The sequence below is a fragment of the Mycobacterium sp. KBS0706 genome, from assembly GCF_005938675.2.
Taxonomy (GTDB): Bacteria; Pseudomonadota; Alphaproteobacteria; order DSM-16000; family Inquilinaceae; genus Inquilinus.
In genome coordinates, this window is sequence record NZ_VCCH02000003.1 from 108854 (window position 1) to 124564 (window position 15711).

The following is a 15711-nucleotide window of genomic DNA, read 5'->3' on the forward strand; positions in this document are numbered from 1 at the left end:
TATCCTTGCCACCGGAAGGGGCCAACCCACGAGGGGACAGGCCGATGTCGGATTGGGCCGGGGACAATGATCCGGAGGAACGCCGCCGCGCCACGATCGCGGCGGCGAAGCAGCAATCGACCCTGATCGACCGTTGGTCGCGCGAGGATGTCGGCAAGCTGGAATCCTGGGCCGAGCGGGCCCGGGCGGCCGTCGCGCATGTCCGCCCGGGCCTGCGGGTGCTGGACATCGGCTGCGGCGCCATGGCGCTGGAGGGGATGCTGCCGGAAGGCTGCACCTACCTGCCGCTCGACTGTGTCCGCCGCGATGCACGAACGGTCGTCTGCGACCTGAACCGAGAGCCCTTTCCCGAGGTCGAGGCCGACATGGCCCTCGGCCTCGGCGTGCTGGAATACCTCTACGACATGCCACGCTTCCTGCGCGGCCTGCGCGCCGCGGTGCCCCGCGCCCTGCTGAGCTACCATCCGCTGGATCGGAACATCGGCCGCGACCGCTGGTCGCTCGGCTGGGTCAACGCTCTGAACTCGGTGGAGCTGGCGGCCCTGCTGCGCCATGCCGGCTTCAAGCGCGTCCGGGTCGTCCCCTACAAGCCGAAGCTGCTGTTCTATCTGGTCGAACGCGACCCGGCCTAGGATTCGAGCCCGTATCCCGGACTCGACTCAAGCGCCGTTCTCGTATAGAACAAATCACGAACACACACCTCAGCGAGACCCCGATGGCCGCGAGACCCGCCGCGACGATGACCATGGATTCGCCATGCCGAATCCGCCTGCGCAGCCTTGCCCGCCCCGACACCCGAGGAGTTGTCCGCCCGATGCGTCCGATCCGGGATATCCGATCCCAGGCCGATCTCGAAGAGGCGGTGCGGCGCTGCGAGCTGCGCTGGCAAGCGCTGGAGAAGGGCCTGCGCGAGGACGAGATCGCGGCGCTGCTGTCGCTCGGCCTCGACCGGGCCGAGGCGCAGCTCCGCGCCCTCGGCCCGCATGACTGACCCAGGACGGGACACGGCCGCATGCCTCAGGCGGAAGCCCGAAAGACAAGCCGCCACGGCACGTCGAAAACCGTCGGAGCCTCGCCCTCGCGGCCGGTGATCCTGCCGATCAGGTGATCGGCGAGGCGGTCATAGCGCGTGGTCTCGGGGCCGATCGTCGTCAGTGCCGGGTGGCCGAACTCGCCTTCCTCGATATTGCCGCAGCCGATCACGGCGATGTCTCCGGGGACGGACAGCCCCATCTCCTCGAAGGCGTGAATGGCGGTGACGGCGGCGAGGTCCGACTCGGCGAAGAGCGCCGTCGGCGGCCGCGGCAGCGACGCGAGCGCCCTGGCATTGGCGAAGGCGGCCTTGCGTGCCTCCGCACCGCCGACCAGGAGCTCGGGCTCCGATGGCAGGGCGCGCGCCTCCAGGAATCGCCGATAGGCGGCCAGCCGGCTGCCTTCCGCGGCCTTGTCGTGCAGCATGTAGGCGATGCGGCGGTGGCCGGCCTCGTACAGGTGGTCGAGGGCCATCCCGACAGCCTCGGCGGTGTGCTGGCGGACGACGGAGAAGCCCGCCGGCCCCACCGATGGATGGAAGACCACCGCGGGCCGCCCGGCGGCGGCGAGACGGTCCGCGAACTGCACGACCTCGGCCTCGGACAGGTGCTGCCAGTCGGCGATCACGCCGTCGGCCAGGCCGCTCTCGATTTCGCGCACGATCCGGTCCATCCGCTCGGACGTGTCGCCGGCCGCGATGATGGTGGAGAAGCCGCTGGCCGCCGCCGCGGACTGGACGTCCTGGGCGACGCGGTCGCTGAACGGCACGCCGAGGCGGGGCAGCAGGAGAGCGATGCGCTCGGCCCGCCGCCGGCGGAGCTGGCGGGCGGTGCGGTTCTGGACATAGTTCAGCTCCGCCACCGCCTCCAGGATGCGCTGGCGCGCCTCCTGGCCGACGAATCTCAGCTGCTTGCTGTCGCCGCTCAGGAAATAGGAGACGGCGGCCGTCGAGACCCCGGCACGACGGGCGACGTCGGCCATGGTCGGCGCCCTCTTCCGTTCGGTATCGCTCTCGTCCATCCGCCAAGCCCGAGCGGGCGTCGATCAGCCCTCGCTCACCAGCCCTTCATGCCAATTTCTGCTTTCGACGGAAAGGATCTCGGGCCGCGTCTCGCCCGCCTCCTCCATCAGGGCCAGGAGGCGACCCTGCAGCACCGCCCGCGTCTCGGCATGCGCCGGCGAGGCGACGAGGTTGTGCAGCTCGTTCGGATCCTCCTCCAGGTCGTAAAGCCGCGCCTCGGCGTAGAGATCGCTCGCCGGGTCGTTCCAGCCGTCCCCGCCCGGCGCCTCGATCTCGTATTTCCAGCGGCGGGTGCGCAGGGCGCGGCCGACATGGTGCTCGCTGATCTGGACGAAGATGTCTTCGCGCGGCGCTTCCCCGCCCCGGATCGTCCGCAACAGCGAGCGCCCCTGCATTATCTCCGGAATCGCAAGTCCCGCCGCGTCGAGCAGGGTCGGCGCCAGGTCGACGAGGCTGACCAGCCCGTCGAAGGCGCCGACATCCTCGAAGCCCGGACCGTGCAGCAGCGTCGGCACCCGGATCGACGCCTCGTGGCAGGACCGCTTGTATTCGTTGTTGCGAGTCTTGAAGTGGCAGCCATGGTCGGAGGTGAAGAGGATGATCGTGTCGTCCAGCCGCCCGAGGCTGTACAGCGCCTCGACCAGCCGGCCGAACGCCTCGTCCAGGCGCGCGACCATGCCGAGATAGCCGGGAAGATGCACCGCCGTGGAGCCGCCGAGCGCCGCCAGGTCGCCGGGGACGGCGAGCTTCCGGCGGATCCGCTCCTCGTAGCCCAGCGGCGCCGGGTAGTTGTCGGTCTGGTTCTGGTGATGCGGCTCGAGGAAGGACAGGAACAGGAAGAACGGATCGTCGCGCGGCGTCGCGACGTAGCGGATCGCCGCGTCGGTCAGCGCATCGACGCGATAGCCGGGCAGCCTGACCGGCCGGCCGTGATTGTCGTGCACCACCGTCTCGAACGGGCCGGAGGTGAACTCCAGGATGTTGGAGGCCAACCAGTGGCGATAGCCGCCGCGCTCCCCCGGCGCCACCGGCTCGGCCGAGCCGAGATGCCATTTGCCGATATAGGCGGTGTCGTAGCCGGCGGCGTCGAAATGATGCGCCAGCGTCGTCTCGTCCTTCGGCAGCGGGATGTCGTTGCGGTAGCAGCCGGTCACCGTGGCGTAGCGCCCGGTCTGGAACACCGATCGGGCCGGCCCGCAGACCGGCTGGCAGGTGAAGGAATTGGCGACGAAGGTGCCGGTCTTTGCCAGCCGGTCGAAATTCGGCGTCAGCTCCAGCGGGTTGCCATGGGCGCCGACGGTGTCCCAGCGCTGCTGGTCGGTGAAGAAGACGATGACGTTCGGGCGGCTCATGCGGGCTCCGTCACTTCATTCCCGCCAGCATGACGCTGCGGACGAAGTAGCGCTGGGTGAACAGGAACAGGACCAGGCTCGGGACGAACAGGATCACCCCGCCCGTCGCGGTCATGTTCCACTGGGTGAAGAATTCCTGGTTGAACAGCGTCAGCCCGGTTGTGATCGGCCGCATCTCGGTGCTGCTGACCACCACCAGCGGCCAGAGGAACTCGTTCCACTGGAAGACGAAGGTCAGCAGCGCCAGGGTGGCCAGAGCGGGCTTCACCTGCGGCAGCACGATCCGCCAGTAGATGCCGATCTCCGAGCAGCCGTCGATCCGCGCCGCGTCGATCAGCTCGCCCGGGATCGGGCGGATGAACTGGCGCATCAGGAAGATGCCGTAGGCGCTCATGGCGAAGGGCACGATCAGCCCCTGATAAGTGTCGAGCCAGCCCATCCGCGCTGTCAGCACATACAGCGGGATCATGCGGATGAAGAACGGGATCATCAGCGTCGACAGCACCGCGACGAACAGCACGCGCTTGCCCGGGAACTCCAGCTTGGCGAAGACATAGCCGGCGAGCGGGTCGAAGATCAGGTGCAGCAGCGTGATCCCGCCGGCGACGATGACGCTGTTCAGGACGAAGCGGGCGAAGGGCGCCTTCTGCCAGATGTCGACATAATTGGTGAACTGCAGCGTCTCCGGCACCAGGATCGGCAGGCCGCTGAAGATGTCGGCATCGCTCTGCAGCGACAGTGACAGCATGTACAGGAACGGGAAGACGCAGAGCGCCGCCGCCAGCAACAGCAGGAGGTAGGTGACGGCCGTTCCGGCCCGGGTGGTCGCGGCGGCGCTCAATAGCTGACGTCCCGGTTCAGCAGGCGGAACTGGACGAAGGTGACCGCCAGGATCAGCAGGAACATGAGGAAGGCCAGCGCCGAGGCGTAGCCGATGTTGAGCTCGAAGAAGGCCGCCTCGAAGACGTGCAGGCTGAACAGCCGCGTGGCATCCGCTGGGCCCCCCTTGGTGATCAGGTAGGCCGGTGCCAGCTCCTGCAGCTGGGCGATCATGCTGACCACGGCGATGAACAGGGTCGTCGGCGTCAGCAGCGGCCAGGTGACATACCGGAACCGCTGGCCGGGCGTGGCGCCGTCGATCGCGGCGGCGTCGTGGAAGTCGGACGGGATCGACTGCAGCGCCGCGAGATAGATCAGCATGGCGTAGCCGACATCCTTCCACACCGTGATGGCGATCAGGGTCGGCAGCGCGGTCGCCGGCTCGGCCAGCCAGTTCTGCGTCGGCAGGCCGAGCCCGGCGAGGAGCCCGTTCAGGATGCCGGTGTAGGGGTCGAGGATCGCCTGCCACATCAGCGCGACGATCACGAAGGAGATGATGTAGGGGAAGAAGATGACCGCCCGGAACACGGCCAGCCCCGGCAGCGGCCGGTTGAGCAGCAGCGCCACGCCGAGGCCGATGGCGATGCTGGCCACGGTGACGCCGACCGAGAAGGCCAGGGTCACGACCACGGATTGCCGGACCCGGCCGTCCCCGAGCGCCACGGCGTAGTTGGCGAGGCCGGCGAAGCGGCTATCGCCGATCAGCGGCTGGCCGCTGTGGAGGCTGGCCCAGAATTCGAGCGCGATCGGATAGAAGAAGTAGACGGCGAAGTAGAGGATCGCCGGCAGCAGCAACAGATACGCCGCGATCGTGTGACGCGCCCGGCGGCTCAGGCGGCCCCGCCGCCGGACCGCCGGCCCGAGCATCGCCGCCGCGCTGCCGCCGGCCGTCATCGGCCTACTGTCCCGCCAGCACGGCGTTGGCTTCCGCCGTGAATTTCGGCATGGCCTCGGCGGCCGGCACGTCGTTGTAGACGATGTCCTCCAGCGCGCTCTGCAGCAGCTTGTCGATCCGCGCCTGCTTGCCGGTCAGCCGCAGCTCGGCGCTGACATCCTGCGCATAGGGCAGGCATTGGCCGAAGCCGCCGATCACGGGGTCGGCCTTCACCTCCGGGTTCTCCGCCCAGGATCTGCGCGGCATGGTCATGCCGGCCTCCTTGGTGGCGGCCAGCTCGGTGTCGAGCGCGACCAGGTCCTTGAGCAGGTCCCAGGCTTCCTTCGGGTGCTGGGCGTCCTTCGGGATCATCAGGCTGACGCCGCCGGCGAAGGTCGCCTGGACCTTGTTCTTCAGCGACGGCGCCACCGCCCAGTTCAGCCGCGGATTGCCGGACCGGATCGGCTTCACGTCCCACGGGCCGGTGACGATCATGGCGACCCGGTTGGCGGTGAACAGCTTCTGCGGCCCTTCGTAATCCGCGCCGGCGACGGGTTTGGTGGCCGCCTTGTCCTTCTGGATCAGATCGGCCAGGAACTGGATCGCCTCGATCGCCTCCGGGCTGTCGAGAGTGATCTTGTTGGTCTTCGGAGCGTAGTAGCGAACGCCGTTCTGCAGGAACCAGGACCAGTAGTAGCCGAGGCTGGGGTTGGGCGCGAAACCGAAGCGCGGGCCGGACGTGGTCGCCTTGGCGATGGTCCGGAACTCCTCCCAGGTCTTGGGCGGGCCGTCGAACCCCGCCGCCTTCAGCAGGTCGACATTGTAGACCAGGGTCGCGCAGGTCAGATGGATCTGGACGCCGTAATATTGGTCACCGAGCATGTTCCGGGCCACAGCATAGGGCTGCCAGTCTGCCGGGAAGCCCATCGCCTCGCCATCCACGGCGACGAAGTCGTTGAGCGGCGTCAGCAAGCCCTGCTGCCCGAACTCCTGCACCCAGCCACCCGGCTCGGCCACCAGATCCGGCGGGTTCTTGGCCGAGAAATCCGCGACCAGCTTGGTGCGCATGTCGGGCCACTGGAACTTCTCCCAGCGCACCGTCCAGCCGGGGTGATCGGCCTCGAATTTTTTGATGACATCGGCATAGGCCTGATAGGCGTGGCCGGCGTTCCAATACAGCGTCAGCGTCTCGGCCCCGCACGCCTGCGCCCCGAGAATCCCCAGCCCGGCGCCGATGACGAGCCCGCTCGTCCTCCACCAGCTCATCCGTCTCCTCCCTCGGCGATCCGCCATTTCGTGAGTTCGGCGGCATTGTATTAATCGATTAATATGCCTTCTCCTGCTGGCCGTCAAGGCAGCTCCCGATCGAATATTCCAGCCGTACCGCTGTCGTCGTCTCAGGGCGCGGCGCCGACGGCGTTCACCGGGCAGAGATAGACCGAGCTGGTCGCCGTGATCATGAGGATGTCGCGGCCGGCGCCGCCGAAGGTCAGGTTGGCGGCGCGCTCAGGCAGATTGACCCGGCCGATCAGCGTGCCGTCGGGGAGATGGCAGCGGACACCCTTGTCCGCTGCCATCCACAGCCGGCCCTCGGTGTCGGTGCGCAGGCCATCGAAATGGCCATGGGCGTCAGCCAGCACCTCGCCGCCCGACAGCGTCCCGCCGAGTCCGACCCGGAAGCGGCGCACATGGTTGGGACCGTCCGGCCATTCCGTGCTGCCGGTGTCGACGATGTAGAGCAGGCGTTCATCCGGCGAGAAGGCCAGGCCGTTCGGCATCACCAAGTCTGTCGTCACCTGCCGCACCGCGCCGGTCGCCGGATCGAAGCGGTAGACATGGCAGCCTTCGACATCCAGCCCGGCGCCGCGGTCCTTGGATCGGCCGTAGCTGGGATCGGTGAACCAGATCGCACCGTCCGACGCCACCACGAGATCGTTCGGAGAGTTGAAGCGGCGGCCATCGATCCGGTCGACCAGCGGCGTGATCGTGCCGTCCGCCTCGGTCCGGGCGAGCCGATGCGGGTTCTGTTCGCAGGTGACCAGCCGCCCCTGGCGGTCGACCGTGTTGCCGTTCGGGCTGTTCGCCGGCTGGCGGAAAATCGAGACCCGCCCCGTCGCCTGCTCCCAGGCCAGCATCCGGTCGCCCGGGATGTCGGACCAGACCAGCAGGCCGCGCGCGGCGAGCCAGGCCGGCCCTTCCGTCCAGCGGCTGCCGGTCCAGATCCGCTCGATCCTGGCGCCGGCCACGGTGCAGGCGGCGAAGCGCGGATCGACGATGTCGAAGGCGAGCCCGTCGAGCGGGCCGAGGTCTACCAATTCGTCACCGATCCGTCGTTGCGCTTCAGATGCGGCGCTTCCCAGAACTTGAAGCTCTGCTGCTTGATCAGCTCCTCGTTGACCTCGACGCCGAGGCCGGGCGCGTCCGTCACCGGATAATGGGCGTTCTCGATCCGCGGCTGGACCGGGAAGAACTCGGCATCGTCGAAGCCGAGCTGCTCCGCCGTCGAGGTGCGCGTCTCGAGCCAGGAGAAGTTCGGCACCGCCGCGGCGAAATGCACCGTCGCCGCGGCGCAGATCGGGCCCAGCGGGTTGTGCGGCATCATGTCGACGTAATGCGCCTCGCTCCACCCCGCGACCTTCATCGCCTCGGTCAGCCCGCCGACATTGCAGACGTCGAGGCGGTTGAACTGGTGGATGTTGCGCTCGATGTAGGGCAGGAACTGCCACTTGGAGGCAAATTCCTCACCGATGGCGAAGGGCACGTCGACCATCCGCCGCAGCGCCTCATAGGCTTCCGGCGTCTCGTCGCGGATAGGCTCCTCCAGGAAGTCGAGCGTGCCGGAGGGCATCTTCTGGCAGAAGCTCGCCGCCTCCGCCACCGACAGGCGGTGATGCAGGTCGATGCCGAGCACGATTTCGTCGCCCAGCGCCTCGCGCGCCCTGACGCACCATTTCGCCGTCGTCGCGATGTGCTCGCGCGGCTCGTAGATCTCGCCGCCGCGGTGGCCGGAGGGCGACAGGCGCATCGCGGTCCAGCCGGCGGCGATCAGCGCCCTCGCCTGCTCGATCATCTCCTCGCCCGGCGGGGCCGAGGTGGTGGCGAAGGTCGGGATCCGGTCGCGCTGCTTGCCGCCGAGCAGTTGGTAGACCGGCACGCCGAGCGCCTTGCCGAGGATGTCGTAGAGCGCGATGTCGATCGCCGAGATCGCCGCCTGCAGCACGCGGCCGCCCTCGAAATACTGGCTGCGATACATCTCCTGCCACAGCGCGCCGATCCCGAACGGATCGCGGCCGATCAGGAATTCGCGGTAGTGCTCGATCGCGCCGACCACGGCCTTCTCGCGGCCGGAAAGGCCGCTTTCGCCCCATCCGGACAGGCCTTGGTCGGTCTCGACCTTGACGATCAGCTGGTTGCGCGTGCCGACCCAGACCGGATAGGCGCGGATGGCGGAGATCTTCATGTCGGTCACCAGTGCCAGAGCGTGCCGTCCTCGAGCCGGTTCACCGGCAGGTAGGCGCGCTGATAGGGATGTTTCGCGGCGAGCGCCTCGTCGATGTCGACGCCGTGGCCCGGCGCCTCGCCCGGATGGATGTAGCCGCCCTCCTGCTGCCAGGAATGCGGGAACACCTCATGCATCAGCGGGGTGTAGCCGGAGAATTCCTGGATGCCGAAATTCGGCACCCACAGGTCGATATGGGCGTTAGCGCCCATCGCCACCGGCGACACGTCCATCGGCCCGTGGCAGGCGGCGCGGATGTGGTAGACCGAGGCGAAGTCGAAGATCCGCCGCAGCCCGGTCACGCCGCCGGCATGGACCGAGGTGGCGCGGATGTAGTCGATCAGTTGCTCCTCCATCAGGAGGCGCGCATCCCAGATAGTGTTGAACACCTCGCCCAGCGCGATCGGTGTCGTCGTGTGCTGGCGGATCAGGCGGTACCCCTCCTGCAGCTCGGCCGGCACCGGGTCTTCCAGCCAGAACAGCCGGAACGGCTCCAGGTCCTTGCCCAGCCGTGCCGCCTCGATCGGGGTCAGGCGGTGATGCGTGTCGTGCAGCAGGTGCAGGTCGTCGCCATAGACGTCGCGCAGCCGGGCGAACAGCTTCGGGATGTGGCCCATGTATTTCGCGGTCGACCACACCTCCTCATGCGGCAGGGCCTCGACCATGCCGCCGGTGCCCTGCTTCGACCCCTTGCCGGTGCCGTAGATCGCGGGCAGCCCCGGGATGCCGACCTGGCAGCGGATCGCGACATGGCCCTCGTCGCGCTTCCGGCCGACCGCATCGACCGCTTCTTCGATGCTCATGCCCTGGGCATGCGAATAGATCATCGCCTTCTGCCGCGAGGCACCGCCGAGCAGCTGGTACAGCGGCATGCCGGCCGCCTTGGCCTTGATGTCCCACAGCGCCATGTCGACGGCCGAGATCGCCGCCATGGTGATCGGCCCGCGCCGCCAATAGGCGCCGCGATAGAGGTACTGCCAGATATCCTCGATCTGCGCCGGGTCGCGCCCGATCAGCAGCGGCGCGACATGGTCCTGCAGGTAGCTGACGACCGCGAGCTCGCGCCCGTTCACCGTGCCGTCGCCGATGCCGGTGAGGCCCTCGTCGGTGACGATCTTGAGGGTGACGAAGTTCCGCCCGGGCGAGCAGACGATGACCTTGACGTCCTGGACCTTCATGACAGCACCTCAGTCGGGGTCGTGGCGCCAGCCGAGCATCCGCTCCGCCTTGGCCGAGGAGAAGAAAGCGCGGTTGCCGCCGAGGTCGCCGCGGATCGGCACGTCCGGGAAGAAACGGGCGGCGAGATCCAGGCTCGGCATGTCCATCACCGTGTCCGGCGCGACGATGTAGAACACCTCATGGCCCTGGAACGGTGCGTCGAGCGCCAGCAGGCAGGCTCGCGCCGCCGAATCGTAGAGCGTGTAGGCCCAGAGATGCTTCGACGCCTCCTTGGTCACGAAGCCGTAGACCGCCCCGGCCTGGGCGCGTTCGTCCACCACCAGGTGGAAGCGCACGCTGGCGATCCGAAGATCGCTGTAGCGGCGGGCGAAGGTGTCGGCCTGCTGCTCGCAGATCCATTTCGACAGCGAGTACGGCTCCTCAGTGTAGTTCGGATGCGCCTCGTCGAGTGGCAGGTAGTCGAAATGCGCCTCCCGGCTGAAGGACAGGCCGATGGCGTTGACGCTGGAGGCCTGCACGATCCGGGTGATGCCGACCTCGACCGCGGCCCGCAGGGCGTTGTAGCTGCCCGTGACGTTGTTGTTGTGGACGATATGGTCGGGTTGATTGCCCGGCGAGGGGATCGCCGCCATGTGGATCAGGGCGTCGCAGCCGCGGAAGGCGTCGACCAGCGCGTCATAGTCGCCGATGTCGGCCTGGACGAAGCGGAGGTTCTCCTGCGCCTCCGCCGGCGCGGCGCGGTCGATGCTGACGACGCGGTGGCCGCGGCGCAGCGCCGCCGCGGCGATGGCCCGGCCGATCCGGCCGCTGCCGCCGGTCAGCGCAATGGTGCTCTTTGCAGTGTCCATCGTCCCCTCCCCGCTCAAGCGCCGTAGACCGACTGGTGCAGGCCGCGGATGTAGCCGATCGCGTACAGCCGGCCGAAGGCGGAGTAGCCGGCATGCTCGTTGCTGTCGCCCTCCACCGTAGGCACATGGTCGGGGCGCAGCACGCCGTCGAAGCCGATGTCGCGATAGGCGCGCATGCAGGCCAGCATGTCGGTCTTGCCGGCGTCGTGCCATGTCTCCCGGAACGCCTCCGGCGTGCCCTGCACGTCGCGGAAATGGACGAAGGAGATGGCCTTGCCGAAGCTGCGGATGGCGCCGGGCAGGTCGTCGGTCATCAAGGTGAAGTTGCCCTGGCACAGCGTGATCGTGTTCATCGGGCTGGGCACGCTTTCGACCAGGCGCCGGTAGTTGTCGATGCTGCGCATGATCCGGCCGACGCCGCGGATCGGCGACAGCGGCGGATCGTCCGGATGCATCGAGATCTTCACCCCGGCCTGCTCGGCGACCGGCAGCACCTTTTTCAGGAAGTAATCGAGATTGACCCAGAGCTCGTCCTCGCCGATCGGCGGGTTGCTGGTCAGGTCCTCCGGCACGTCGGCGATGTTGAAGCTGGTGACCACCGAGCCACCGCGCGAGGGCGTGGCGAGATTGGTGCGCACCCAGTTGAAGTCGGTCATCCATTCGTAGCACCAGACCGGTATACCGAGCCGGCCCATGTTCCGCAGGAGCGTGCAGACCGTCGCGATCTCCTCGTCGCGTCCCGGCAGCCCGCGCTTGGCCTCGTTCAGCGGCGGGCGGGCCTCGATCACCTTCAGGGTGAAGCCGGCATCCTCATAGCGGTGCTTCAGGCGCTGCAGCGGCCCGAAATCCCACGGTGCCTCGCCCTGCAGCAGGTCGTCGGGCGGCAGGCCGCCGACGGCGAGGTCGACCCCGGCCTGCTTTGCCAGCTTCCAGACGGGCGTCGGCGCGGGGCTGATGTATTCGGCGATTTCGAGCATGTCGTGAGGATCCCGGAAAGGCTGGGCAGTGAAGGAGGACGGTGGTCCATGTCAGGCGGGCAGCAGCTCCGACAGGCGCTCCTGCGCGACCTGAGGCTGCCGATCGTAGAGGAAGCATGAGGCAGTCTGGCGATCGCCGATCCGGAACAGCGGCGGCTCGGCCCCGCAGGCCTCCATCGCCCGGGGGCAGCGAGGCCGGAAGCGGCATCCGTCGGTGCCGACACCGGCCTCGCGCGCCTTGATCGGCTGGGCGCCCCACCGCCGGTCGAGATTGGGCCAGGGGATCGAATCGACCAGCAGCTGGGTGTAGGGGTGCTGCGGGTCCTTGATCACCTGGTCGACATCCCCCGCCTCCATCACCGCGCCGCGATACAGCACGATGATCGACTTGGCGATGTGATAGGCGGTGGTCAGGTCGTGGGTGACATAGATGATCGAGACACCATGGTCGCGCTGCAGGTTGCGCAACGTCTCGAGGATCGTGGCGCGGAGCGACGCGTCGACCATCGACACCGGCTCGTCGGCGATCAGCAGCCGCGGCTTCAGCAGCAGCGCGCGGGCGACATTGATGCGCTGGCGCTGCCCGCCGGACAGCTGGTGCGGGAACCGCCCGAGGATGTCCTCGGGCCGCAGCCCGACGGCGGTCAGCGCCTCCTCCATCTTGCTGCGGGCATCCGCCTTCGATTTCGCCAGGCGGAACTTGCGGATCGGCACGGTCAGCAGATGGTCGACCGTGTAGAACGGATTGAACACCGCGAAGGGGTCCTGGAAGACCGCCTGCACCTCGCGGCGATAGGCCATCTTCTCCTTGCCGCGCAGGGTCGAGACATCCTTGCCGCGATAGATGATCCGGCCGGTCGACGGCGCGATGAAGCCGAGCAGCAGCATGGCCAGCGTGGTCTTGCCGCTGCCGCTCTCGCCGGCCACGGTCAGGATGGTCGGCTCGTCCTCCTTCAGCGTCAGCGAGATGTTGCGCAGCGCGACCGTGGTGTGCGCGTGGACGAGGCCGCGCGAATAGGTCTTCGAGACGTCTTCGAGTCGCAGCAGATCGGCCATCTCAGGCGTCCCCGTCATAGAGGTGGCAAGTGACGCCGCGGCCGCCGGCCAGGAGGCACTGTTCGGGCCGTATCGTGCTGCACACGGCCATGGCCTTGCCGCAGCGCGGGTGGAAGGCGCAGCCGCCCGGCAGCCGCAGCAGCGACGGCGCCAGGCCGGGGATGCCGCGGAACACGCCCTTGTTGTCGAGGCTCGGCAGGCTCTCGATCAGCGCCTGGGAATAGGGGTGCTTCGGGTCCGTGAACATCTCGCGGACCGTGCTGACCTCGACCAGCCGCCCGGCATACATCACCGCGACCTTGTCGACGAACTGCGCCATCAGGCCCATGTCGTGGCCGATCAGGATGACCGCGGCGTTGATCGCCTTCTGGACGTTGTCGATCGTCTCCATCACCTGGCGCTGGGTGACGACGTCGAGCGCGCTGGTCGGCTCGTCGGCGATGACGACGTGGGGGTCGAGCAGGATGCCGATGGCGATGCAGACACGCTGCTTCATGCCGCCCGACAGCTCATGCGCATACATGCGGTAGACGCCGACATCGAGATCGACCGATTGCAGCGCCCGCTTGCAGCGCGCCTCGATCGCCGCGCGGGATTCGCCCGGCAGATGCGACTTCACCGCGTCGACCATCTGGGCGCCGATCCGCATCACAGGGTTCAGCGAATTCATCGCGCCCTGCGGGATATAGGCGATCCGCGACAGCCGAGCCTGACGCATCCCTTCCGCGTCGAGCGCCATCAGGTCGGCGCCGGCGATGATTACCTGGCCGCCCTCGATCCGGCCCGGCGGCTTGATCATCCGCATCATGGCCAGGGCCAGGGTGCTCTTGCCCGAGCCGGATTCGCCGACCATGCCGAGCTTCTCGCCGGCTTTCAGCGTGAAGCTGACATCGTCGAGCGCCCGGGCCCGGCCGGAGTCGGTGTAATAGGTCACCGCGAGGTTGCGGACATCGAGGACCGGAGCGGTTGCCGCGGCCGGCTGGGTCATGGCCTTCCTCCGGTCCCGGGGCGGCGCGAGCGTCACATCCATCGCCGTCACTCCGTCCTGCGCACGCGGGGATTGGCCAGCTCGTCGAGCCCCATATTGATCAGGGCCAGCGACCCGAGGATCAGGATCATCGCGACCGACGGGATGATCGGCCACCACCACCAGCCGTTGAAGAAGGCGCCCTGCGACTGCGCCGCCCAGATGATGTTGCCCAGGAGCGGCTCACGCAGCGGCCCGAGCCCGAGCACGGCGAGATAGAAGGAGGCGAAGACGGCCGAGAATACCTGGGCGACGAAGGCCGCGGCGATGAAGGGCAGCAGGCAGGGCAGGATCTCCTTGAAGATGATGCCGAGGTCGCTGACGCCCGACAGCTTCGCCACGGCGACGAACTGCCGTTCCTTCATCGTCAGCACCTGGGCGCGGATGACCAGGGTCGGCCCCATCCAGGCCAGCAGCACCACGATCATCGCCATGGTGAAGATGGTGACGTCGCGCTTGTCGAGCGAGCCGGCGATCACGACCTGGATCAGCAGCACCGGGATCGGCGCCAGGACCTGGCAGACCGTCCGGATCGCGGCATCGGTCCAGCCGCCGAAATAGGCGGCGATGAAGCCGAGCACGACGCCGATCAGCGTGCCGATGCCGCCGGCGACGAAGCCGATGAAGGCCGTCTGCCACATGCCGACAACCATGGCGGCCAGGAGGTCGCGGCCGAAGAAATCGGTGCCGAAGGGATATTTCAGGCTCGGCGGCTTCTTCACCGCCACCGACAGCGGATAGGCATCCTTCGGATTGATCGCCAGCAGCCCGATGATGGTGAAGGCGGTCAGGCCGAGCAGGATCAGGACGCCCAGGGCCAGCCCCTTGTTGCGGCGCAGGTAGCGCAGCACCAGGACGAAGCTGCCCGGGCGTTCGATCCTGGTTTCGGCGGGCGGTGAGAGCGCGGCGATCGACATGTCTCTCGCTCCTCACGAATTGCGGACGCGGGGATCGAGCAACGGGTAGAGGAACTCGACCACCGTCATCAGCACCGCCACGGCGATGGTGATGAACAGCACGATGCCGTAGATGGTCGGGAAGTCGTTCGCGCGGATCGAGAGATTGAGCATGCTGCCGATGCCCGGCAGGCCGAACAGCCCTTCGACGATGATGGCCGAGGTGACGACGGTGCCGAGCGCCAGGGCCAGCCCCGTCACCTGCGGCAGCATCGCGTTCCGGAGATAATAGTCGCGGAAGATCCGGCCGCCGGTCAGGCCCTTGTGCTCGGCGAAGTTCACATAGTCCTCGCCCTGGATGGTGACGCCCATGCCGCGCATCGACAGCACCCAGCCGCCGACGGAGCCGAAGATCAGCGCCAGCGCCGGCAGTATCTGGTGCTGCAGCAGGTCGAGGATGAAGTCGAGGGAGAAATTCGGCACCACGCCGACCGAATAGGCGCCGCCGAGCGGCAGCCATTTCAGCCGGAAGCCGATGAAGAACAGCAGCAGGATGCCCATGATCACAGGCGGCACGCCGGTCAGCAGGATGAAGGGCGTGGCGAAGGCCCGCAGCCAATGCGGCGCCCGCGGCCAGGCGGCGACGGCGCCGAGCAGGTTGCCGATGACGAAGCTGAGGATCGTCGTCACCAGCAGCAGGCCGATGGTCCAGGGCAGCGATTGCGCCAGCAGGTCGGCCACGGTCGACGGATAGCGGTACAGCGAATAGCCGAAATCCATCCGCACGATGTTGCCGAGATAGGTCCAGTACTGGTGGTACAGCGGCTGGTCGAGGCCGAACTGCTGCTGCATCGAGGCGATGATCTTCTCCAGATCGGCCGGCGAGAAGCCGCCGGTGCGGGCCAGCTCGCCGAACCGTTCGCGCAGCGCATTGCGGCTCGACAGGCGCGGAATGAAGAACACGATCGTCGAGGCGGCCCAGACCACCAGGACGAGGAACAGAAGGCGTTTGATGACGAGCTTGAGGGTCATGCCAGCGGCCTCTGAGTTCGGCTCTCCAGCCCTTTTTCG

Annotated in this window: 16 protein-coding genes; 2 read left to right on the top strand and 14 right to left on the bottom strand. The window is 67.8% G+C overall.

All coding sequences use genetic code 11. The annotated features are described in order from the left end of the window. Positions 1–44: 44 nt before the first annotated feature. Both FFK22_RS02555 and FFK22_RS42660 read left to right on the top strand, forming a co-directional pair. On the top strand, positions 45–632 hold the full coding sequence (locus FFK22_RS02555) for a bifunctional 2-polyprenyl-6-hydroxyphenol methylase/3-demethylubiquinol 3-O-methyltransferase UbiG (protein WP_138886723.1): 588 nt from the start codon (positions 45–47) through the stop codon (positions 630–632). Positions 633–814: 182 nt separating this feature from the next. Continuing rightward, the gene (locus FFK22_RS42660) at positions 815–991 is read left to right on the top strand and encodes a hypothetical protein (RefSeq protein ID WP_186002263.1); all 177 of its coding nucleotides are present in this window, start codon (positions 815–817) and stop codon (positions 989–991) included. 26 nt (positions 992–1017) lie between these two features. Here FFK22_RS42660 and FFK22_RS02560 read toward each other — a convergent pair whose 3' ends face one another. From FFK22_RS02560 to FFK22_RS02625, 14 genes are all read right to left on the bottom strand, one after another. Further along, complete coding sequence (locus FFK22_RS02560; RefSeq protein WP_186002264.1) at positions 1018–2013, bottom strand: LacI family DNA-binding transcriptional regulator; 996 nt, start codon at positions 2011–2013, stop codon at positions 1018–1020. Between the two features lie 63 nt (positions 2014–2076). After that, complete coding sequence (locus FFK22_RS02565) at positions 2077–3405, bottom strand: sulfatase-like hydrolase/transferase (protein ID WP_138886725.1); 1329 nt, start codon at positions 3403–3405, stop codon at positions 2077–2079. Between the two features lie 10 nt (positions 3406–3415). After that, positions 3416–4246 (bottom strand): carbohydrate ABC transporter permease, encoded by an 831-nt coding sequence (locus FFK22_RS02570; RefSeq protein ID WP_221938330.1) that lies wholly within the window; start codon positions 4244–4246, stop codon positions 3416–3418. Beyond that, complete coding sequence (locus tag FFK22_RS02575) at positions 4243–5178, bottom strand: carbohydrate ABC transporter permease (RefSeq protein ID WP_221938331.1); 936 nt, start codon at positions 5176–5178, stop codon at positions 4243–4245. Before FFK22_RS02575 ends, FFK22_RS02570 begins: the two co-directional genes overlap by 4 nt. Positions 5179–5182: 4 nt before the next feature. Continuing rightward, positions 5183–6424 (bottom strand): extracellular solute-binding protein, encoded by a 1242-nt coding sequence (locus FFK22_RS02580; RefSeq protein ID WP_138886726.1) that lies wholly within the window; start codon positions 6422–6424, stop codon positions 5183–5185. Positions 6425–6555: 131 nt separating this feature from the next. Continuing rightward, complete coding sequence (locus FFK22_RS02585) at positions 6556–7473, bottom strand: SMP-30/gluconolactonase/LRE family protein (RefSeq protein ID WP_138886727.1); 918 nt, start codon at positions 7471–7473, stop codon at positions 6556–6558. Then, positions 7467–8618: a mandelate racemase/muconate lactonizing enzyme family protein gene (locus tag FFK22_RS02590; protein WP_138886728.1), complete on the bottom strand. Its 1152-nt coding sequence runs from the start codon at positions 8616–8618 to the stop codon at positions 7467–7469. The genes FFK22_RS02585 and FFK22_RS02590 overlap by 7 nt, the downstream gene beginning before the upstream one ends. Positions 8619–8623: 5 nt before the next feature. Continuing rightward, positions 8624–9835 carry a D-mannonate dehydratase ManD gene (manD, locus tag FFK22_RS02595; RefSeq protein ID WP_138886729.1) on the bottom strand — a complete coding sequence of 404 codons (1212 nt, stop codon included), beginning with the start codon at positions 9833–9835 and terminating at the stop codon, positions 8624–8626. 9 nt (positions 9836–9844) lie between these two features. After that, positions 9845–10684: an NAD(P)-dependent oxidoreductase gene (locus FFK22_RS02600; protein ID WP_221938332.1), complete on the bottom strand. Its 840-nt coding sequence runs from the start codon at positions 10682–10684 to the stop codon at positions 9845–9847. Positions 10685–10698: 14 nt separating this feature from the next. Continuing rightward, a complete protein-coding gene (locus FFK22_RS02605; protein WP_138886730.1) occupies positions 10699–11661 on the bottom strand; it encodes a mannonate dehydratase in 963 nt (320 codons plus the stop codon). A 51-nt stretch (positions 11662–11712) separates the two neighbouring features. Then, complete coding sequence (locus tag FFK22_RS02610; RefSeq protein WP_138886731.1) at positions 11713–12717, bottom strand: ABC transporter ATP-binding protein; 1005 nt, start codon at positions 12715–12717, stop codon at positions 11713–11715. 1 nt (position 12718) lies between these two features. After that, positions 12719–13705 carry an ABC transporter ATP-binding protein gene (locus tag FFK22_RS02615; RefSeq protein WP_221938333.1) on the bottom strand — a complete coding sequence of 329 codons (987 nt, stop codon included), beginning with the start codon at positions 13703–13705 and terminating at the stop codon, positions 12719–12721. A gap of 47 nt (positions 13706–13752) precedes the next feature. Then, positions 13753–14661: an ABC transporter permease gene (locus FFK22_RS02620; protein ID WP_138886733.1), complete on the bottom strand. Its 909-nt coding sequence runs from the start codon at positions 14659–14661 to the stop codon at positions 13753–13755. 12 nt (positions 14662–14673) lie between these two features. Next, on the bottom strand, positions 14674–15672 hold the full coding sequence (locus FFK22_RS02625) for an ABC transporter permease (protein ID WP_138886734.1): 999 nt from the start codon (positions 15670–15672) through the stop codon (positions 14674–14676). Positions 15673–15711: the final 39 nt, after the last annotated feature.